Origin of the sequence: Flavobacterium procerum, from assembly GCF_042431625.1 — a bacterium.
Lineage (GTDB): Bacteria > Bacteroidota > Bacteroidia > Flavobacteriales > Flavobacteriaceae > Flavobacterium > Flavobacterium procerum.
Genome location: NZ_JBHLYW010000009.1, coordinates 599,922 through 622,335, shown reverse-complemented (window position 1 = coordinate 622,335; position 22,414 = coordinate 599,922). Strand labels below are relative to the sequence as shown.

13 protein-coding genes are annotated in these 22,414 nt (G+C 33.9%); 12 read left to right on the top strand and 1 reads right to left on the bottom strand.

The window, feature by feature from the left end:
- Positions 1-107 precede the first annotated feature (107 nt).
- Positions 108-1,397 carry a DUF4861 family protein gene (locus ACFFLS_RS13800; RefSeq protein WP_379682168.1) on the top strand — a complete coding sequence of 430 codons (1,290 nt, stop codon included), beginning with the start codon at positions 108-110 and terminating at the stop codon, positions 1,395-1,397.
- A 431-nt stretch (positions 1,398-1,828) separates the two neighbouring features.
- Positions 1,829-2,005, top strand: a complete 177-nt coding sequence (locus ACFFLS_RS13795; RefSeq protein ID WP_012026201.1) for a BF3379 family histone-like protein — start codon at positions 1,829-1,831, stop codon at positions 2,003-2,005.
- 106 nt (positions 2,006-2,111) lie between these two features.
- Here ACFFLS_RS13795 and ACFFLS_RS13790 read toward each other — a convergent pair whose 3' ends face one another.
- Complete coding sequence (locus tag ACFFLS_RS13790) at positions 2,112-3,152, bottom strand: GntR family transcriptional regulator (protein ID WP_379682167.1); 1,041 nt, start codon at positions 3,150-3,152, stop codon at positions 2,112-2,114.
- A 381-nt stretch (positions 3,153-3,533) separates the two neighbouring features.
- Here ACFFLS_RS13790 and rhaT point away from each other — a divergent pair, with 381 nt between their 5' ends.
- The 10 genes from rhaT to ACFFLS_RS13740 all read left to right on the top strand — a co-directional run bounded on the left by rhaT (position 3,534) and on the right by ACFFLS_RS13740 (position 22,409).
- The gene (gene rhaT / locus ACFFLS_RS13785; protein WP_379682166.1) at positions 3,534-4,604 is read left to right on the top strand and encodes an L-rhamnose/proton symporter RhaT; all 1,071 of its coding nucleotides are present in this window, start codon (positions 3,534-3,536) and stop codon (positions 4,602-4,604) included.
- A gap of 27 nt (positions 4,605-4,631) precedes the next feature.
- The gene (locus ACFFLS_RS13780) at positions 4,632-6,773 is read left to right on the top strand and encodes a bifunctional aldolase/short-chain dehydrogenase (protein ID WP_379682165.1); all 2,142 of its coding nucleotides are present in this window, start codon (positions 4,632-4,634) and stop codon (positions 6,771-6,773) included.
- A gap of 514 nt (positions 6,774-7,287) precedes the next feature.
- Entirely contained in the window at positions 7,288-8,562 is a 1,275-nt protein-coding gene (locus ACFFLS_RS13775; RefSeq protein ID WP_379682164.1) for a sugar isomerase, read from the top strand.
- Between the two features lie 178 nt (positions 8,563-8,740).
- The gene (locus ACFFLS_RS13770; protein ID WP_379682163.1) at positions 8,741-10,102 is read left to right on the top strand and encodes an FGGY-family carbohydrate kinase; all 1,362 of its coding nucleotides are present in this window, start codon (positions 8,741-8,743) and stop codon (positions 10,100-10,102) included.
- A 95-nt stretch (positions 10,103-10,197) separates the two neighbouring features.
- Complete coding sequence (locus ACFFLS_RS13765; RefSeq protein WP_379682162.1) at positions 10,198-10,938, top strand: (Fe-S)-binding protein; 741 nt, start codon at positions 10,198-10,200, stop codon at positions 10,936-10,938.
- 171 nt (positions 10,939-11,109) lie between these two features.
- Entirely contained in the window at positions 11,110-12,510 is a 1,401-nt protein-coding gene (locus ACFFLS_RS13760; protein WP_379682161.1) for a lactate utilization protein B, read from the top strand.
- Positions 12,503-13,090, top strand: coding sequence for a LutC/YkgG family protein (locus ACFFLS_RS13755; RefSeq protein ID WP_379682160.1), 588 nt, complete (start codon positions 12,503-12,505; stop codon positions 13,088-13,090). Before ACFFLS_RS13760 ends, ACFFLS_RS13755 begins: the two co-directional genes overlap by 8 nt.
- A gap of 202 nt (positions 13,091-13,292) precedes the next feature.
- Positions 13,293-17,312: a two-component regulator propeller domain-containing protein gene (locus ACFFLS_RS13750; protein WP_379682159.1), complete on the top strand. Its 4,020-nt coding sequence runs from the start codon at positions 13,293-13,295 to the stop codon at positions 17,310-17,312.
- Between the two features lie 620 nt (positions 17,313-17,932).
- Entirely contained in the window at positions 17,933-19,330 is a 1,398-nt protein-coding gene (locus tag ACFFLS_RS13745) for a hypothetical protein (protein WP_379682158.1), read from the top strand.
- 46 nt (positions 19,331-19,376) lie between these two features.
- Positions 19,377-22,409 carry a SusC/RagA family TonB-linked outer membrane protein gene (locus ACFFLS_RS13740; protein WP_379682157.1) on the top strand — a complete coding sequence of 1,011 codons (3,033 nt, stop codon included), beginning with the start codon at positions 19,377-19,379 and terminating at the stop codon, positions 22,407-22,409.
- Positions 22,410-22,414: the final 5 nt, after the last annotated feature.

Genomic DNA, 22,414 nt, shown 5'->3' with positions numbered 1-22,414 from the left:
CATTTTACTTTTATTCACTTATGCGTAAAAAAATGTTTTATTTCTCGAAGAAAGTTTCTGTTTAAGTTTTAATTATTAAATTGTTCTAAATAATAAACAATATAAGAATGAAAAAGGTAAGCAGATTTTGTCTTTATATTTCCCTGCCAATTGTCTTGTTTTCGAACTGTAAAACAACGCAGCAATTATCGGATAAAACAATTGTCTTAAGAAACAACAGTTCAGTTGCATTGGTGCAAAAGCCTGTATCTCTCTTAAGAAGTCATTTTGAGGGAAATGATTTACAAGATAATTTTCCGATTGTTATTTTTAAGAATGATACCATTCCGGCTCAGATTAATGATTTTAATGCAGATGGAAAATGGGATGAAATCTTCTTCACTGCCGATTTTTTGCCCAATGAAGAAAAAAGGTTAGAATTAAAATGGTCGCAGACAGATCCAAAATTCACTAAGAAAACAAGTGTAAGGTTTGGTAAAAGAGAAGCCGAAAATCTTCCTGTACATCCTGCTCAGGAAGAAGTTTTAATGGCTGATCAGGTGTATAAAAAATTAGGGTATCAAAAATATCAGACCGATGGACCAACATGGGAAAATGACAAGGTTGGATTTAGACATTATTTGGATGGAAGAAATTCAAAGGATGTGTTCGGGAAAAAACTGCCTGCAATTACGCCAGAAGATGTTGGGATAAATAGTAAAGGAGCTGTAGAAGATAATTATCATGTTATGTATGATTGGGGGAGGGATATTTTTCCTGTTGGAAGTTCTGTTGGTTTAGGAGGCTATGCATTATTAATTGATAATAAAATTGACAGGCTTGGTATTTTGGGAACCGATATGGTGAATAATGTTGCAAAAACAACTTTTAAAATTGTAAGTGAAGGGCCTGTAAATTCTGTTTTAAGCTATCAGTATGAAAATTGGAACGCGTCTGGAAATTTATATCAGGTACAAGAAACAACCTCAATCTGGGCTGGAATTTATGGTTATAAAAATACCGTTTCAATAAAAGGAATAAAAGGTAAAGAAACTTTTCTAGCAGCTATTTCTAATTTAAATAATAAAAATCCCCTGCAGGTTGTTGAATCTGGAAATTGGGTTTGCCTAATACAGCACGATTACCTAACATATAACCGCGAATGGATTCTTGGTACAGCTATTTTAGTTCCAAAAGACATATATCTCGGATATATTGAAGCTCCCAAAACAGGACAGCTTACTGATTCTTATTTGGCAAAATTGAAAATCCAGAATGATAAAGAAATCAGTTATTACGCTATTGCAGCATGGGAATTAAGTGCAGATAAAGGTTTTAATGATGCGACTTATTTTAAAAATTATGTTGTAAATCTGGCTGAACAGCTTTCTGCCGAAATAAAGGTAGAGTTTAAATAGAATTTTATAATACGGTTTTGTTTGGATTGTAGTTAATTTAATGCTCAATGACTAGATTTGAAAATGAAGCTTCAGTTGACGTTTTTTGATCAAATATTTCTTAAAAGGAGTCTTTCTAGAGGCAGTTTTGCTTTGAATAGAATTTTTATAACCGCTGATTTGTAGGTATTTGCTGATTTTTTGAAGTAAACGAAAAAAGGAATTTAAAAAAATGGATTGTTGTTTTAAGTATCTATAGGTTTAGTTTTTTTAACATTTTGAAAATAACTGTTTGATTTTTAGATTGTTGTGTTGGTGCAGGTTTTAAAGGAGTTAAAGAAGCTTTTGTAATAAATTTTATGACTGAAAAACAGTACTAAATTTAACAGCAAAAGTGTTGTAACTATCACACAAACTTTTATTTTTGTGGCTTAATTTAACAAAATATAATCATGAAAGATTTATTAGTAAAAATCAACGCCGAAATTGAAACATTTAAAGCAGAAGCTGAATCTTTAACTGAAAAAGGAATTAAAGCTGCAGGTCCAAGAGCACGTAAAGCTACTTTAGAAATCGAAAAACTTTTGAAAGAGTTCAGAAAAGTTTCTATCGAAGAATCAAAAAAATAATACAACTAAAAACCTCGTCAATAGACGAGGTTTTTTTATGTTTTACAAAAGTACAAAGTACAAAGAAAAAAACTTAGAATCTCAGCATCTTAGCCACTAAGTATCTTTAAATAGAATTTCTATCAATAAAATTAAACGGAACTTTAAATTGTCCTTTTTCTTTATTTAAGATCATTCTGGCGGCAGTTTCTCCCATGATATTAAAATCAGTTGACATTACTGTAATTCCTAATAACTCTTTTAAAGGAGTGTCATTATAAGATATCACTCCAATCTCTTTGCCTAAAATAAATTCTTCGTCGCGAATTTGTTTCATTAAATTAACTAGATCAGATTCTTCAATCGTAATAAACAAATCACCTTTTTTAAGAATCATATCGTCATAAACTTCGCTGAGAATTTCAAAATTGACTTCATGTTCAACGCAGAATTTTCTAAAACCATGAAGAATTCTTCTTGGATAAGGATAAACGGCTTTGTCTGGATATACCAGAATTAAACGTTTGTATTTGGTTATTTTAGAAAGTCCTTCTTTTAAGGCATTATAAATGTCATTTTCAAAATCTTGGTAAATTTTTATCACGTCGTCGCCCATTCCGAGTTTGATATTGTCTAAAACGACTAGCTTATCTTGCGGAATATTTCGGATCGCACTAACCACTTCATCAGTAAAACTTAAGTGTTTTAGTTCGTCTGTTTTAAAATGTGTGGTAATTACGTAATAATCGTAAGCGCCTTCAAATTTGTCAAGAAGGTTTAAAAATAAGGTTTCGTCGCAATGATAAATATGGAGATCTACATGCGCATTTGCACCTAAAGTATTAATGAAGGTGCTGTAAGTCTTCATTTTATAGGCGCTCAGTTTATTGGTCAGAAACAAAATATTCACTTTCGATTCTAATTTTGTTCTGGTAATGTAGTATCCTTTTCCGCGAATTGAAGAAATTATTTTTCGTTCTTTCAGAATGTTATATGCCTTTTCTACAGTATCTCTTGACATATAAAACTCTTCACTAAAACTATTGATAGACGGAATTTTCTGATTGATTTTTAGATTTCCGTTGGCAATGTTTTGAAGAATAGAATCAACAATTTGTTTGTATTTAGGAACCCTTGAGTCTTCGTCTATTTTAATAAGTTTAATCATGATTATCTTCTGCAGATTCGTTTAATCAATAAAAACGAATTTTAAATTATAATTTTTGTAAAAACTCTTCAAATAAAGCTGGGATTTTTTTACTATTTTTCTTACCCAAAAGAGCTTTTTAAATAAGGCTTGTTTTATATTTGCTGTAATCTGGCTGTTAACTGCGGATTGCAGATTCAATAATTACGAAATCGATTGCTAAAATAGCGTTTTTAAATTTATTTTTCCAATAATAATGCCAGCTTCTTTGCATTAAATATCCAGTTTTAACATAATTGCTATTACTGTACAAGGATAGTACAGGACAGTTTTGTTTTTTACATTCTATTATTTTACAAAAACAAATTAACTATCACAATAACCACAACCAAAAAACATTAAATGGAATCAATATTAGGAATTATTTTTCATTCTATAGGAGGATTTTCTTCAGGCAGTTTTTATATGCCTTTTAAGAAAGTAAAAAATTGGGCTTGGGAAAGCTATTGGCTAGTAGGAGGTTTTTTTTCATGGTTGATAGTACCACCAATTGCAGCTTACTTAACGATTCCAAATTTCACAGAAATAATTGTGGAGGCAGCGCCTTCAGTAAAAGCATTAGCATTCTCAATGGGATTGATTTGGGGAATTGGAGGATTAACTTACGGGTTAGGTGTACGCTATCTCGGAATGTCACTTGGTAATTCAATCACTTTAGGATTTTGTTCTGCTTTTGGTGCTTTGATTCCACCTATTTATTATAATTTCAATGCAGTAGAAGGCAAAGAGTCAATTAGTGATATGTTTGCTAACTCAGGAGGGCAGATGGTTTTAGGCGGTGTGCTTGTTTGTATTATTGGTATTGCAATTTTAGGAAAGGCAGGAATGCTAAAAGAAAAAGATTTTGCAACAGGCCACGAAGATAAAGATAAAGATTTCAGCTTAGTAAAAGGGCTTATCATTGCTATTGTATCGGGTATTTTAAGCTCGTTTTTCAATTTCGGAATTGAAGCTGCAAAACCGATGGCAGACGTTGCAAATAATGCTTGGAAAGTCTTGCATCCAAATCAGGGAGAATTCCTTTTTCAGAACAATGTAAGTTATATCATAATACTCTGGGGAGGATTGACAACAAACTTTATTTGGTGTATTTATCTGAACTTAAAAAATAAAACTATTGGCGATTATACCAATAAATCTACACCAATTGCCAAAAACGTGCTTTTTTCTGCACTCGCAGGAACAATGTGGTTTCTTCAGTTTTTCTTTTATGGAATGGGAGAAAGCAAATTAGGAAATGGAGCAAGTTCATGGATTCTTCATATGGCAACGATAATTTTGACTGCCAACTTCTGGGGATTTTATCTGAAAGAATGGAAAGGAGTTTCAAAAAAGACTTTCAGTGCTTTTGTTTTAGGAATAGCTCTTATGATGCTTTCGATCGTTTTGGTTGGAATAGGTAACTCATTATAAATAACAGAAAAATAATATAAATACTATATGTCGAATATAAACACAATTAATATGAATTTTAAGCATGTAAGCTACCTTTGGGATGACGCTAAGGCAGCAGCATTAGCAGGTGATGAAGTAGCGCTTTTTATTTATCGTTCTAACTTGTTAGGTGCGGATTTAAGATTGACCAACTACGGAGGTGGTAACACTTCTGTGAAAATTACAGATAAAGATCCTCTTACTGGAGAAGCTTCTGAAGTAATGTGGATTAAAGGTTCTGGCGGGGATATAGGAACATTGACAAAATCTGGTTGTGCCGCTTTGTATTTGGAAAGACTTCGCAATCTTGAAAATGTTTACAGAGGAATTGAGTTTGAAGACGAAATGGTAGAGTTATTTAACCACTGTATTTTCGATTTGGCTTCTAAAGCGCCTTCAATCGATACTCCATTACACGGTTTTCTTCCATTTAAACATATAGACCACCTTCATCCAGATGCGGCTATTGCAATCGCTGCTGCGAAAGATGGAAAAAAAATTACCGAAGAATTATTCAACGGAGAAATCGGTTGGGTAGGATGGCAACGTCCAGGATTTGATCTTGGTCTTCAGTTAAGAGCTTGTTTAGAAGAAGCAGCTCAAAATGGCAAAAAGTTACGTGGTATCATGTTAGGTTCTCACGGATTATTTACTTGGGGAGACACTGCATTTGAAAGCTATATCAATACACTTGAGGTAATCGAGAAATGTGCAACTTACCTTGAAGAAAATTACGGAAAAAAACGTCCTGTTTTTGGAGGTAAAAAAATAGACAGCCTCCCAGAAGCTGACCGTAAACTTAAAGCGGCAAAAGTGGCTCCAATTTTGAGAGGTTTCTGTTCATCAGAACGTCAGATGATTGGTCATTATACTGATGATGCAAGAGTATTAGAGTTTATCAATTCTAATGATCTTTCAAAATTAGCTCCATTAGGAACTTCTTGTCCGGATCACTTTTTAAGAACAAAAATTAGTCCTTTAGTTTTAGAATTGGATCCAAACGAAGATTTATCTGATGTTGATGCTATTAAAGCAAAATTAACTCCTGCGTTTGAAGCTTACCGTGCAATGTACAAAGATTATTACAATGCATGCAAAAAATCAAACTCACCAGCAATGCGTGACCCAAATCCGGTTGTGATTTTATATCCAGGTGTGGGAATGTTTACTTTTGCTAAAGATAAAACGATGGCGCGTTTAGCATCTGAATATTATATCAATGCTGTAAATGTAATGAAAGGTGCAGAAGCCGTTTCTGAATATACCTCTTTGCCTCACCAAGAAGCTTTTGATATTGAATACTGGTTGTTGGAAGAAGCTAAACTACAGCGTATGCCAAAACCAAAAGCATTATCAGGAAGAGTTGCTTTGATTACAGGTTCTGCTGGTGGAATTGGTAAAGCTATCGCTAAAAAATTCGCTCAAGAAGGTGCTTGTGTAGTGATTAATGATATTAATGAAGAGCGTTTACAAGGCGCGACTGCCGAGTTTATCAAGGCATTTGGAAAAGATGCAGTTTCTAGTACTTTATTGAATGTTACAGACGAAGTTAGCACAGAAAAAGCATTAGACGAAGCTTCTTTAGCTTTTGGAGGTGTTGACATTGTGGTAAATAATGCTGGAATCAGTATTTCAAAATCTATTGCCGAACATACTCTTGAAGAGTGGGATAGATTATACGATATCTTGGTTAAAGGACAATTTATTGTTTCTAAAGCTGGAATCGAAGTGATGCGTAAACAAGGTTTTGGAGGAGATATCGTAAATATCGTTTCTAAAAACGCTGTTGTTGCTGGCCCGAATAACCCTGGTTATGGTTCTGCAAAAGCAGCACAAGCACATTTAACACGTTTGATGGCTGCAGAACTTGGAGCTGATAAAATTCGTGTAAATACAGTAAATCCTGATGCTGTAATTTCAGATTCAAATATTTGGTCTGGAGGATGGGCGGAAGGCCGTGCAAAAGCATACGGAGTTACTGTTGAAGAACTTCCTGCATATTACGCAAAACGTACATTATTAAACGAAATAATACTGCCTGATGATATCGCAAACGCTTGTTTTGCATTTGTTGGAGGTTTACTAGGTAAATCGACAGGAAATGCGTTAAATGTAGATGGCGGAGTAGCAATGGGCTTTTATAGATAAGTGTTTAGGTTTTTTATATAAGTTTGTTTAAGCAAAAGTGGTTTTTTGTGGTCTAACGTTCGAATTTTTCGGACGTTAGATTTTTTATAATAACCGTAATTAAACAAAAGCAAAACTTAACAAAAAAATGAAGTACAACCAGAGTTTAGTTGCTATAAAATTTTTAAGTTGAAAAATATTAAACACATGAAAATCACAGAACGCGGATGACACGGATTCGCTATTGCGAAGACGCTGAAAAAAACGGATTTTTTTGTTACACGCAGATTTGACAGATTTAAGCAAATCTAACAGATTTTAATTTGAGATGATTAAAAAAAAGATCTGTGTTATCTGCTAAAATCCTTTTTCAATCTGCGTGAAACCCAGAAAATAAAATCTGCGTCAATCCGCGTCTTCGCGATAGCGAATCCGTAAAATCCGCGTCCAAAATTTCGCAAAGCATGTTAAAAAAAAAATATACTAAACGTATAAAATTTATATATTGTAAACTCTATTAAAAAGATAAATAACTATGTTAATCTCATCAAACCACATCGAATCTCATAATGAGGATTTATTAAAAAAACACCAAAACAAATTAGTTTTTACAGCTTCTGAAATAAATGAATCAGAAGCGATTATCAAAAAGTTAATCGATTTTCAAATTGCAATTCCATCTTGGGCTTTAGGAACAGGAGGAACTAGATTTGGCCGTTTTGCAGGTGGTGGAGAGCCTCGCTCATTAGAAGAAAAAATTGAAGATGTTGGATTGCTTCATAAATTAAACAATGCTTCTGGTGCTATTTCGCTTCATATTCCTTGGGATATTCCACAAGATTATAAAGCGATTAGAACTCTTGCCGCACAACACGGTTTGAAGTTTGATGCGATGAACTCAAATACGTTTCAGGATCAAGCAAATTCAGAGCATACTTATAAATACGGCTCTTTGCAAAACGTAAACAAAGCTGTTCGCAAACAGGCGATTGCTCACAATATTGAAGTTATTAAACACGGAATCGAATTAGGATCTGAGTCTTTGACAGTTTGGTTGGCAGACGGTTCTAATTTTCCTGGGCAATTGAATTTTAGAAAAGCCTATCAGAATACATTAGAAAGTTTAGAGGAAATCTATGATGCATTGCCTTCAAACTGGAAATTATTTTTAGAATATAAATGTGCTGAACCTAATTTTTATTCTACAACTGTAGCCGATTGGGGACAGTCTTATTCTTATGTGCAAAAATTAGGAGACAAAGCAAAAACACTTGTTGATTTAGGCCATCATTTACCAAATGCAAACATTGAACAAATTGTTTCTATTTTATTGATGGATAATAAATTAGGAGGTTTCCATTTCAATGATTCTAAATACGGTGACGATGATTTGACTGCTGGAGCATTAAAACCATATCAATTGTTCTTGATTTTCAATGAATTGGTAGAAGGTATGGATGCTAGAGGAATGAATCACGCTAAAGATTTAGGTTGGATGATTGATGCTTCTCATAACATCAAAGATCCATTGGAAGATTTATTACAATCTGTAGAAGCGATTATGATTGCTTATGCACAAGCACTTTCTGTTGACAGAAAAGCATTGGAAAAAGCTCAGGAAGAAAATGATGTGGTAAAAGCGCAAGAAATTCTTCAGAATGCATTCCGTACAGATGTTCGCGCACTTGTAGCGGAAGCTCGTCTTCGTTCTGGCGCGGCATTAAATCCGGTTGAATTATATCGTTCTATTCAAGTTAGAGAAAATCTAATTGGTGAGAGAGGTTTAAAAACAATGGCTACCGGCTTATAATCTGAAATCTTAAGTTATGAATTATGGGTTAAGAGTTATAAGTTGAAATGGATTTTTTTTGCTTACACTGTTTATTTGATTTGTAAATCAAATGATTAAGGATAAGATTATCACACTTTTCAGTATAACCTTTAACCCATAACCTTTAACTCCTAACTTCTAACCACAAATTAACTAAATGAATGTAGCTGCAATTTTTGATATTGGTAAAACAAACAAGAAGGTTTTTTTATTTAATGAAAATTATAAAATTGTCTGGGAAAGATCAGTAAATCTTGTAGAATCTAAAGATGAAGATGGTTTTCCGTGTGAGGATATAGATTTACTGCAAAATTGGATTTTGGACCGATTGGCAGAAATAAAAGAACTGAAAGATTATGTTTTAAAAGCAATCAACTTTAGCACTTACGGGGCTAGCTTTGTTTACATAGATAAAGATGGAAAAGTTTTAACTCCTCTGTATAATTATTTAAAAGATTATCCAGAGGATTTAAAATCAGAGTTTTATAAAAAATATAAGGGAGAAGAAAAATTTGCTGTAAAAACAGCTTCTCCCGTTCTAGGAAGTCTGAACTCCGGAATGCAGATTTACAGGCTAAAGGAAGAAAAACCAGAAATATTCGAAAAGGTAAAGTACTGCCTGCATCTTCCTCAGTTTTTAAGTTTTTTACTGACTAATGAAGCTTATGCTGATATTACCAGTATTGGATGCCATACTAATTTATGGAATTTCAAAAAGATGAAATACCATAAATGGCTAAAACAGGAAGAAATTTCAGAAAAACTACCGCCTATTCATCACGGTAAAGATGTTATTAAAAACAAAGAAGGTTTAGCAGTAGGAGTTGGTCTTCACGATAGTTCTTCGGCTATTATACCTTATACTATCAACTTTACAGAACCTTTTGTTTTATTATCGACAGGAACCTGGAGTATTTCTCTGAATCCTTTCAATAATAAGCCACTGACTTTTGAAGAGTTGCAGCAAGACTGTTTGTGTTATATGCAGTACACCGACAAACCTGTAAAGGCAGCGCGTTTGTTTGCGGGTAATGAACACGAAGTGCAGACTAAACGTTTGGCAGAGTATTTTAATGTACCGATTGATACTTATAAAGAAGTTTATTTTGATAAAAAGATAACTTCAAACCTGCGTTCGCTCAACTATCAGATTTTTTATCCAAAGAAATACGATTTTGATATCTTAAGCGAATGTCCGTTTCAGAAAAGAGACCTTTCGCAGTTTAAAGATTACGAGACAGCTTATCATCAATTGATGCTGGATTTGGTAGAACAACAGTATTTTTCGACTAATCTGGTGATTCATAACAGTCCAGTGAAAAAGATTTTTGTAGATGGAGGTTTTAGTAAGAATTCTATTTACATGAATTTATTAGCAGAAGCTTTTCCTGATGTAGAAGTTTATGCGGCTTCGATGGCGCAAGCGAGTGCTTTGGGAGCAGCGCTGGCGATTCATCAAAACTGGAATCCAAAACCAATTCAGAATGATTTAATTGACTTGAAATTCTATAAACATTAGGCAAAAACGGTTTGTATGTCGTAAATTTGCAGAAAACAAATTTTTTACGATTCTGCTATTATACGCCTAATGAACAACACAATAAATACTACAATATGAAAATTGGACTTTTTATACCTTGTTATGTCGACCAATTTTACCCAAAAGTAGGTATAGCAACCTACGAATTACTACAGAAATTAGGTTGCGAAGTTCATTTTCCGATGGGACAAACCTGTTGCGGCCAGCCAATGGCAAACAGCGGTTATGCACACTTAACAAAAGGCTGTGACGCCAATTTTGTTGCCAATTTTTCTGGATTTGATTATATCGTCTGTCCGTCAGGAAGCTGTGTTTTACACGTGAAAGACCATTTACATGACGAAAAACAGGAAGAAAAAGCAACAGCTATTCGAAATACTGTTTACGAACTTACGGAGTTTATAACTGATGTTTTGAAAATTGATCATATAGACGGAAGATTTCCTTTTAAAGTCGGAATGCATGTTAGCTGTCATGGTCAGCGAGGTTTAAAGCTTTCGCAGATGTCAGAATTAAATGCGCCGTTTTTTTCTAAACCAGAACAATTATTACACAGTATAAGAGATCTTGATTTGGTTGCTTTAACCAGAAAAGATGAATGTTGCGGTTTTGGAGGTACATTTTGCGTTACTGAAGAAGCTATTTCTGTAAAAATGGGACAAGATCGTATTAAAGATCACGAAAGTCATGATGTGGATTATATTACAGGCGGAGACATGTCTTGCTTAATGCATTTGGATGGAATTCTAAAAAGACAAAAAAGCAGAATCAAAACCATCCATATTGCAGAAATATTAAATTCACTCGAAAACTAAGAATAGATGTTGAGTATAAAATTTAACCGCAAAGTTCGCAAAGTTTTACGCAAGGTTCGCAAAGTTAATTTTAATCTTTGCGAACTTTGCGCTTTTTCCTTTGCGAACTTTGCGGTTAAATAAATCATACCAATGATAAACATTTCAAAATTGACTTTTAAATAGTAAAAAATGTCATCAGAAAAAATAATACAGCACAGCGAAGCGGCGGCAAAGTTTAATAAAGATGTAGAACGTGTCAATTGGCATGATGAAACACTTTGGTTTGTTCGTGCTAAGAGAGATAAATCGGCACATCAGATTAAAGATTGGGAATTGCTTCGTGAAACGGCTTCTCAAATAAAATTAAATGTACTTTCTAATATTCACGATTATTTAGTTGAATTTGAAGCTAATGCTCAAAGAAACGGCGTAATTGTACATTGGGCGGCCGATGCAAAAGAACACAACGAAATTGTACATTCAATTTTGGCAAAACATGATGTAAAGAAAATGGTAAAATCCAAATCGATGCTTACAGAAGAATGCCATTTAAATGATTATTTAGCCGAAAAAGGAATCGAAGTAATCGACTCAGATTTAGGAGAATATATTGTACAGCTTCGAAAAGAACCGCCAAGTCATATTGTACTTCCTGCGATTCACCTTAAAAAAGAAGACGTAAGCGAAACTTTTCACGAACATTTAGGTACAGAAAAAGGAAATTTTAATCCGCAGTATTTAACAGAATCTGCGCGTCAAAGTTTACGAAATACCTTTTTGACGAGAAAAGCAGCTTTAACAGGAGTTAATTTTGCTGTTGCAGAAACAGGAGAATTTGTTGTTTGTACCAACGAAGGAAATGCTGATATGGGAGCGCATTTAGCAGACGTTCACATTGCCTGCATGGGATTCGAGAAATTAATTCCGAAAAGAGAACATTTAGGTGTTTTCCTGAGATTATTAGCTAGAAGCGCAACAGGACAGCCTATTACCACTTTTTCAAGTCATTTTAAGAAACCAAGAGACGGAAAAGAAATGCATATCGTAATTGTGGACAACGGAAGAAGTAAACAATTAGGAAGAGAAGAATTTAGAAATTCGCTGAAATGTATTCGTTGTGGTGCTTGTATGAATACTTGTCCCGTTTACAGACGAAGCGGCGGACACAGCTACCATAATGCGGTTGCAGGGCCAATTGGTTCTATTTTGGCACCAAATTTAGACATGAGCAAAAATGCCGATTTGCCTTTTGCGAGTACGCTTTGTGGTTCTTGTACCAATGTTTGTCCGGTAAAAATTGATATTCACGATCAGTTGTACAAATGGCGTCAGGTTTTGGTTAAAGAAGGACATACGCCAAAAGCAAAAACAATGGCAATGAAAACAATGGCAACTGTTTTAGCCAATCCGACCGTTTTTAATATTGCTGGAAAATCAGGACGATTTGTAATGAAGAATATCCCAGGAATGGTCAATAATAAATTGAATAAATGGTACGATCAGCGCGAAATGCCAGATGTTCCAGAAGAATCATTTAGAGAATGGTACAAGAAAAATTCGAAAGAATCTAAAGAAAAAGGAAATGAGTAGTAAAGGCGAAATTTTAAAAAGAATAAAAGCAAATCAGCCTGATTTGGTTTCAGAACTGCCAGATCTTAAAGTTTTAGGTTCTGAACAATTTGATATTTTAGAAACCTATAAAACAGTTTTAAAAGGTATCGGAGGTGATCCTGTAGAAGTTGCCAATTACAATGAAATAATCAATTATATAAAATCCAATTATAATCTGGAAAAAAGGCTGATTACCACACTTCCTGAACTTTCAGAAATTGCTTCCTTAGACTGGAAAACAGCTGACCCACATTCACTTCAAGATGTCGAATTAACGGTTATTAAGGCTCATTTTGGAGTAGCAGAAAACAGCGGACTTTGGGTTACCGATGATATTTTAGGACAGCGTGTTGCACCTTTTATAGCTCAATATTTAGCGATTGTAGTTCATAAAAATGACATTTTGCGAACTATGCAGCAGGCTTATGACAGAATTGGAAACATGGAATATGGTTTTGGAACTTTTATCGCAGGGCCGTCCAAAACCGCTGATATTGAACAGTCTTTAGTTCTTGGAGCTCATGGAGCAAGAGGGTTAATCGTGTTCTTGTTAGATTAATAAATCACAAGAGCTTATTTATTAATGAAAATATTCCCATATAATCTAAAACCGATAAGGAATGTTTTGTTAAAAAGAAAAGCTTAAATATAAAATCTTAATTAGAATGCAGGAATGTTTGTCATTTCTGCATTCTTTTTTTAAGTTTTATCTAAAATTAGATTATAATTGTACTTATTACTCGACTATAACTAAGTACATTTTGAAACCACTTATTCTCTATTTTCTACTCCTTATCGGATTTTCTCCTGAGGTTTTCTCTCAGGATTATCCAGTCAAATTTCTTGATATATCAGACGGGTTGTCTAACAATTCAATTATCTCAATTTATCAGGATAACGAGGGATTTATGTGGTTTGGAACTTATGATGGTTTAAATAGATACGACGGTTACAACTTTAAGGTATTTCGAAACCGAATCAACGATAAAAAATCACTTTTATTCAATACCATCTACAATATTGAAGGCGATTCTAAAAATAATATTTGGGTAGGAGGAACCAACGGGATTTGTATTTACGACAAAAAGAAAGCTGTTTTTCATACCGTTCGATATATAGCTCAGGATAAAAAAACAAAAGTTTTACAGGATATTATTCATCAGATGCGTTCTGTATCAGATCAATTGGTGCTTGTTGCTTCCCAAAAATTGGGTTTATTAGCTTTTGAAAATGGCTCTTTTATAGGAAATCCAATTCCCCTGAATGCTTTAGGAAATAGAATCAGTATTAATAGTTACGATGCCATTGCTATTCAGGAGAACAAAGAAAAATCGGGATGTTGGGTTTATGTGCGTAATGTTGGAGTTTGTGTTTACAATTATAAAGCAAAAGATTTAAAAATCATTTTTCCGCTTTCTATTGGCGTAAAAGCCATGAAACTTTCTGCCGATGGTAATCTTTTATTAGGAAGCGATGAAGGGTTATTTTTATTGAATACCAAAACGGGTTCTGTTTCTAATAATTATTTTGCAAATAAATGCAGTGTTACCGATATTTTAATAGATAAAAAAGGAACAACCTGGTTGACAACGGACGGATGCGGTATTTTTTACATCTATCAAAATAACAAACCTCTTCCTTATAACGAGCAATTGGCCAAGAGTAATTCGGTTTGGAGTTTATACGAAGATAAATCGGGTAACAAATGGTTTGGTTCGCTTCGTGGCGGAATCAGTATGCTGAGTGATTCGCCTAAATATTTTAAAAGCATCCGATATAATGCTAAAGAACCAGCCGATAACTTTATTTTATCTTTTTGTGAAGATGAAAAAAAGAATCTTTTGGTGGGAACAGATGGTGCGGGATTAAAATATTGGGACCGAAAAAATAATACATATACCAATTATGGAACTTCACTTTCAAGCCCTTTTATAACGGGAATAATTCGAGATAATAATGATATCTGGATTTCTACCTGGGCGGGAGGTATCAATCGAATCAATAAGAAAACAAATACTGTAAAACATTATTCCTGTTACAACACTTTTACCAAACAAACGGAAAAAAATATCTGGTTTGTATTTAAGGATTCAAAAGCCAATATCTGGGCAAGCGCAACAAATGAAGGTTCCCTATATCTTTTAGACCGAAGTACAGACAATTTTATTCTTTTCGATAAAAATATTGACAATCTGCAATGTATGACGGAAACTTCAGACGGGAAATTGTGGGCTGGGAATTATAGCACGCTTTTGTCTATCGAAAAAGAAACCCGAAAAGTTACTAAAAAAGCGATTGGAAATCCTATTCGATGTATTTATGAAGACAAAGACAAAAATCTATGGATTGGAACACAAGAAGGAGGTTTGCTTTTGTTTGATCGAAAAACAAACACTTTTAAAAGATTGACCATTGATGACGGTTTGCCATCAAATACTGTCTTAAGGTTGTTGGAAGACAAATACGGCAACTTATGGATGAGTACCTACAACGGAATCTGCAGATACGATAAGAAGCGTAAGACATTCCGTAATTTCTCTTTAAATGATGGACTTCAAAGCAATCAGTTTAGTTTTAATGCTGGAATTAAGCTTTCTTCTGGTGAATTTCTTTTTGGAGGAATTAATGGTTTTAATATTTTTTATCCGGAAACGATAAAGGGATTTAACCAAAAGAATACCGTTTTACTGACTGATTTTTACGTCAACAATCAATTGATAGAAGAAAGTAAAGCAGAAGTTGATATTGATTCAGATAAAATAAAAGATGTTAGTTTAGAATACGATCAAACGACATTGTCATTAGAGTTTGTTGCGTTGGATTATAACAATTCAGACAAAATAAATTACGCTTATTTTCTGGAAGGCTGGGATGAACAATGGAATTATGTTGGACAAATCCGAAAAGCAAATTACTCTAGACTTCCGGAAGGAAAATATACTTTTAAGGTAAAAACAACCAATTTTCAGGGCGGATGGAATAAAGGAGTCAGTTTGGTTTCTATAACCGTTTTACCGCCTTGGTACAGAACCTGGTGGGCTTATACATTATATTTAGCAATAATTGGCGGAGTTTTATTTCTATATCTGGATTACAATAAGAATAAAGAAAAATTAAAGTACAAGGTAAAAATCGCTGAACTTGAAAGCAAAAAAGAAAAAGAGATAGCTGAAAAACAGGCATCAATGTTTACTTATATTTCGCATGAATTTAGAACACCGCTTTCGCTGATTATTAATCCGTTGAAAAAAGCGGTTCAGAAAGAAATTGTAGAAAACGGCTCTTCTGGAAGTGATTTGGCTATTGCGCACCGAAACGCTAGAAGGCTTTTAAGTTTGGTCGATCAATTGCTTTTACTACGAAAAGCAGAAAATGATGCCGATTCATTACGTTTATCTCCAATCAATGTAAATAATCTTTGTAATGAAGTGTATCAATGTTTTGTGAATCAGGCGAAAGAAAAGCAGATTAGGTACAATCACATTAGTACAGAACATGAAATAATCATTATTGGCGATTATGAAAAGATAGAGATTTCGTTGTTTAATTTAATGTCAAATGCGTTTAAATACACGCCGATTGGAGGCGAAATCAATTTGACTGTAACCGAAAATGATGAAAAAGTTTTTCTTCAAATAACCGACAGTGGTGACGGAATTGACAAAAAAGATATTGACGTTATTTTTGAAAAATTCAAGCAAATCAATTCGAAAGTTTCCGTTGGAACTGGTTTTGGCATTGGACTTTATATCGTTAAGTATTTTGTGGACAAACACAAAGGAACTGTAACCTGTAGTAGTGAAACAGGAAAAGGAAGCACTTTTAAGCTAACCTTCTTAAAAGGAAACAGTCATTTTGAAGATGCTGAAATAACAGACGAAAAACAGCAGAGAAGTCAGTTGTTTGATGAATTGGTTCCAGATGAAATTGAAGAACCAGCCATAATAAATTCAGTTTCTGAAAGCGATTTAAATAAGGCAATGTTGACCGAAAAACGAACAGTTTTAATTATTGATGATAATGCAGAAATCCGGGCATATTTAATCAAATTGTTTTCGGATAACTACATTGTCTATAGTGCAGAAAATGGAGAAGAAGGTTTAAAACTCACGAAAAAACACATGCCCGATCTTGTAATCAGTGATATTACGATGGAAGAAATGGACGGTCTGGAATTGTGCCGAAAAATAAAAGAAGATAATGCTTTATCCCATATACCAGTTATTTTACTGACAGCCTCTAAAAATCCTGAAACTCATTTGCAGGGAATTAATGAAGGCGCCGACGATTATATAACAAAACCATTCGACGATGATATTCTCACCGCCAGAGTAGAATCGTTATTGCGAAACAGACATAATTTACGTGCTTATTTCTTAGACAGTATTACATTAAAAGAAAACACACAGAAGGTTCCCGTAGAGTATCAGCAGATGCTTAAAAAATGTATTGATATTGTAGAAGCCAATATTCATAAAAAAGACTTTACGATTCGAACTTTTGCGCTCGAAATGGGAATGAGCCATAGAACACTTTATACCAAAATCAAAATTATTTCCGGACAAACTTTAAATGCTTTTATTCGTTCGTTACGAATTCGAAGAGCTGCCATGTTGATGCTAACCGAAGAAATGAATATTGCACAAGCAAGTGCTGAGGTAGGTTTTGAAGATCCAAAATATTTCAGACAGCAGTTTGTAAAACTTTTTGGAATGACTCCTTCAGAATATATCAAAAAGTATAAAAGTTCCTTCAATTCGGATTTAAATATCATTAAATAGTTAAGAGAACAATAAAATTATGCTGCATTATTTGCTTGATTTTTGCGATAATGCTTAAAATCTTCTATGCAACTTAAACGTTTTAGCTGTAAAAATAGTATTTATTCAATAATTGCGGATAATTTAAAAATACGTATCTAATTTTTAATAGTTGCTAAAAACAAACAAGAAATAATAATTAATTACCATTTTGACCTCCTTTTTTTTCCATTTTACCCCTCCTTAGAAGTGTGTAATAAACATTTCTTTGCAATTATAGCAATCAATTAATAATGAATTGGTGTTAGTTATAAAAGTTAGTTTCAAGATAATTTTTTTATCTGTTTAAAGAGCGGAACACTCTTTAAATTTTCTAAAAGTAATGGTTGGTTACATTACTTTTTGAACCCGCAGTTTAAAAATAAGCTGCGGGTTAATTAAAAAAAACGGACACACTTAAGAAGTAAAAAAAGAAAAAAATAGAGAACAATTAATCAAACTCAATTCACTATGCAAGTAACTACATAATTAATTCTGACTCCTTTTTTTGCCTTCGGGAAAAAGAGAGAATTCGAATAACTTACTATTAAAACTTTCGCTTTAGAAAGAAAACCAACTAACTAAACCTTAAAATCAAAGAAATGAAAAAAAATGTATTTTTATTTTTTCTTGCTCTTTTTGGCATTCTTCTAACAGGCTGTCAAAATAATGAATCAGGATTTCCTAGTTCTGATAACCCTACGGTGGTAGTTTCTACAAAAGAAATTTATGGAGCGCCAAGTAGAAAATTTGAAATCAAAGCAACTCTTGCTGATGATTTAGGATTAAAAAGCGTACAGATTCAAATTCCAGAATTATCATTAGATAAAACAATTAGTTTTTCGACAAATCCGCTTTTAGAATCGTATGATCTTAGTTACTTTTTTGAAGTTCCAGCAAACAGAGGAACATCAGAAGCATTCAAAATAAAATTAATCATTACTGACGTTTCGGGAAATGTTGTAAATGAAGAAATCAATTTACGTCTTGACGGAGAGTTTGCAGCACCAAGCATTTCCATGATAACGCCAAAAGAAGGAGCAGTAATTTTATTGTCTACAAGTAATGACATGCCTGTAAATTTTGTGGTAAATGATGATTCAGGTATCGATTATATTCAGGTAAAATGTGAAGAGCTTGATATCGATGAAACTATTCAATTGGACGGTTCTCCACAATCTTATACTTTCAATAAAACCTATACTTTACCAGTTACTGCGGCAAACTATGTTTTAACAATTACGGCTAAAGATAAATTTACGATTCCAAATACAGGATCAATAAATATAAATATTGTGGCTACAAATGAGTATCCAGCAATCTATTTATGTGACCAGCCAAAAGGAACTAATTTGACAACAGATGCAGTTGGTGTTCCAATGTATTTCCATGAGAAAACAGGTCAGGATTTCGAATTCAAATATTATGCAGATAAAGACAATAAAGAAATTTACTTCTTAGGTCAGGAATCCGATTTTGCACCACATTGTTTTGGTTTAAATGCATCAGGCGAATTGGTTGATGATGTTGCTTCAACAGCCATTATTTTACCAACAAAAGGATACTACAAAATTAAAGTCAATCCAAATACTTTAAAATACACTGCAGAAAAATACACGCCTTCAAGCAAAGTTTGGGCAGATGTGGCCAACGGTTTATGGCATGATGATGCAGCGCAGAGAAAACCTTTCGTAAGTGTTTGCGGCGGCGGTATTCAAGGTGCGACTTGGGATACTTGGGATGCTTGGACACAAAAAGGGCTTCACTTAGCTAATAATGCTTCAAACCCATATCAATTGGTTGGAGAATATACTTTAACGGGAACTATGGAGGCTACTTTCACAGGTCAATGGTGGGATCCATCTTGGAGATTGATTAAAAACGGAATTGCAACGATGTCACCGGGAGAAAATGGAAATGCTAAATACCCAGCTGCTGCAGGGGTTTACAAAGTAGTTTTAGATACCGAATTAGAAAGAGTATTTATAACAAAAAAATAGTTGGTTATAACCTTGTTGTAACATTTAACAAATAAAACAGCTTCATATGAAATTTAAATATATAGGATTTTTTATTGCCCTTTTGTGTACTGCTGTATCCTTTGGACAAATAAAAATAAAAGGTACTGTAAAGGATAAAGCCAATGTGCCAATTCCGGGAGTAAATGTAATGGTAAAAGGAACTTCATCATCGGCAGCAACTGATTTTGACGGGAATTATGTAATCGATGTTCCGAATAAAAATGCACAAATCGAATTCACTTTTGTTGGTTTTACAACCAAATTGGAAACGATTGGAGATAAAACTGAGATTAATGTCATACTTGAAGAATCGAGCCAAACATTAGACGAGATAGTTGTAGTAGGTTATGCCGCAGTAAAAAAGAGTGATGTAACAAGTTCTATTTCTTCAGTAAAAGGAAAAGAATTACAGACTATGACAGTAGGTAATGTTACGGAATCATTACAGGGAAAAGTTTCCGGTGTCCAAGTAACGGGGGCTGGAGGTCCGGGAGCTCAACCCAGAGTTTTAATTCGTGGTATTTCGACTTTAAACCTAAATACAGATCCTCTTTATGTGGTTGATGGAATTCCGATGGGAACCAGCATCAATTTCTTAAGCAACAATGAAATTGAATCTATGGAAGTTTTAAAAGATGCTTCTGCAAGTGCTATTTATGGTTCTCGTGCTTCGAATGGGGTTATTTTGATTACCACTAAAAAAGGAAAAGTGGGTAAAACAAGATTCAATTTTGACTTAAGTTCTGGTATGCAGATTATGAATAATCCTTATAATATGGCTGATGCTGAGGGCTATGCTAGAATTATGAATACAGCTTACAACAATTCAGGATATTCAGATTATTTACCAAATCCTTCTCAATACAGAGGAAAAACTACCGATTGGTGGAATACTGGAATTAGAAAAGGAACACCTGTTACTAATGCTTCTTTAGGTATATCTGGAGGCTCTGATAAACATACTTATGCCATCAGTTTGAACTACTATAATTCTGATTCTATGTATGGAGTTGGAGGCTGGGAAAGAGTGACAATGAGAATCGCAAATGATTTCAAGTTCTCTGATAAATTCTCGGCAGGAATCACTTTAAACCCACGTTATGAAACTTGGGGAGCGCCTAACAATTGGGCAGATTTTGATAAAATTGATCCGATTACACCAATTTATAAACCTGCTAATCAGTTAAACGGTACTGAAAACGAATACAGTATTTATGCAAGATCACCTTCGTATGTATGGAATCCTGTTGCTGGCGTAAAAAGATATGACGATTATTCAGATCAGTATAACTTGAATACAAACGGATATTTACAATACGAACCAATCAAAGGTTTAGTGATTCGTTCACAAGCTTCAATTGAAGTTGGGGATATTGTTAGAAATAAATTCAGCCCAGATTTTGTAATTGATGCTGCACACGAAAAAGCAGAAATCAACAGTATTGAAAAATGGAATACTACTGATGTTAACTGGACATGGCAAAACACAATTACCTATAATAAAACATTCGCAGAAAAACACAATGCGTCTTTAATGGTGGGTAATACAATGGAAGAATATAATCAAAGTAAACTTTGGGGATATGGAGAAGGAGTTCCAAACAACTCTGATTCTATGAGAGAATTGGATGCTGCTACTAAAAACCGTAACAGCAGTGGTAACAGAACGTCAAATTCTTTAATGTCTTATATTTCCCGTTTTTCATATAACTATGATGGTAAATATTATTTCACAGGAACATTCAGAAGAGACGGTTCTTCAAAGTTCATGACTGAAAACAAATGGGCAAATTTCCCTTCGGCATCGGTTTCTTGGAGAATTTTAAACGAAGGCTTTATGGAACCGGTTAAAGATGTTGTAAGTGATTTGAGACTTAGAGCAGGATGGGGTAAAGTAGGGAATCAAGGGTTGCCAGATGCTGTTTATCAATCTAATATTGGACAAGGTTATTATGTAATTGGCGGTGAAGTTGTAGATACTTCTTATCCTTCTTCAATGGCAAACAAAGACATTAAATGGGAAACAGTTGAAGATATGAGTTTTGGTCTTGATTTCGGATTCTTTAAAAACAAAATATCTGGTTCTTTGGAATATTACAGAAAACAGACACACGATATGTTGTTCTTAAAACAATTTCCAACTTACAGCGGATTTCCAGATAATTCTAGAATGTGGACAAACATTGGATCTATGCAGTCAAGCGGTATTGATTTGTTACTTTCTTATAAAAACAAAAAAGGGGATTTCTCATACGGTGTAGATGTGACTTTTACAACGGTAAATGTTGAAATGTTGTCTCTTTCTGCTGATGGAGAAAGATTGTACGGTTCAAATAATAGAACATTAACGGTTAAAGGTAATGAACCAGGATATTTCTACGGATATGTTGCAGATGGTTTATTCCAAAACCAAACCCAATTAAATTCGCATACAGATGAACACGGAACCAAATTACAGCCTTATGCACAAGTGGGAGACATTCGTTTTAAAGATCTTAATGGCGATGGAAAAATTGATGATAAGGATAGAACAAAAATTGGTTCTCCTTGGGCAGATTATAATATTGGTCTAAACTTAAATTTTGCTTACAAAAACTTTGATTTGATAGCTAATTTCTATTCAAGCATCGGGAATGATATAGTAAATGAAAATATTTCGGATTTGTATAACGGAGCAAGCTTAACGAATAAAGTAAGCGGATTAGAACAAATGGCTTGGCATGGCGAAGGAACTTCTAATTACATTCCGAGATTATCAAAAGATGACAACAACGAGAACTTTACAAAATTCTCTTCTTTTTATGTCGAAGACGGTTCTTTTGTGCGTATGAAAAACTTACAGCTGGGGTATTCTTTCTACAACAAATTCGGTTTAGACAAATTAAGAATTTCATTATCAGGACAAAATTTATGGACTTGGACAAAGTACACGGGAGTTGATCCTGAGGTAGGTGCGGGAGATCCTGATAAACAGGACAGAGTAAAAGGAGCAGGTTTTGGAGGATGGAATTATCCAGTACAGCCAACAATCTTGATGGGACTTAATGTTGCATTTTAATTAAA

Bases quoted from the DNA above. Each gene is read 5' to 3' on its own strand.
- ACFFLS_RS13800 (WP_379682168.1), top strand. From the start codon at position 108: ATGAAAAAGGTAAGCAGATTTTGTCTTTATATTTCCCTGCCAATTGTC.
- ACFFLS_RS13795 (WP_012026201.1), top strand. From the start codon at position 1,829: ATGAAAGATTTATTAGTAAAAATCAACGCCGAAATTGAAACATTTAAA.
- ACFFLS_RS13790 (WP_379682167.1), bottom strand. From the start codon at position 3,152: ATGATTAAACTTATTAAAATAGACGAAGACTCAAGGGTTCCTAAATAC.
- rhaT (WP_379682166.1), top strand. From the start codon at position 3,534: ATGGAATCAATATTAGGAATTATTTTTCATTCTATAGGAGGATTTTCT.
- ACFFLS_RS13780 (WP_379682165.1), top strand. From the start codon at position 4,632: ATGTCGAATATAAACACAATTAATATGAATTTTAAGCATGTAAGCTAC.
- ACFFLS_RS13775 (WP_379682164.1), top strand. From the start codon at position 7,288: ATGTTAATCTCATCAAACCACATCGAATCTCATAATGAGGATTTATTA.
- ACFFLS_RS13770 (WP_379682163.1), top strand. From the start codon at position 8,741: ATGAATGTAGCTGCAATTTTTGATATTGGTAAAACAAACAAGAAGGTT.
- ACFFLS_RS13765 (WP_379682162.1), top strand. From the start codon at position 10,198: ATGAAAATTGGACTTTTTATACCTTGTTATGTCGACCAATTTTACCCA.
- ACFFLS_RS13760 (WP_379682161.1), top strand. From the start codon at position 11,110: ATGTCATCAGAAAAAATAATACAGCACAGCGAAGCGGCGGCAAAGTTT.
- ACFFLS_RS13755 (WP_379682160.1), top strand. From the start codon at position 12,503: ATGAGTAGTAAAGGCGAAATTTTAAAAAGAATAAAAGCAAATCAGCCT.
- ACFFLS_RS13745 (WP_379682158.1), top strand. From the start codon at position 17,933: ATGAAAAAAAATGTATTTTTATTTTTTCTTGCTCTTTTTGGCATTCTT.
- ACFFLS_RS13740 (WP_379682157.1), top strand. From the start codon at position 19,377: ATGAAATTTAAATATATAGGATTTTTTATTGCCCTTTTGTGTACTGCT.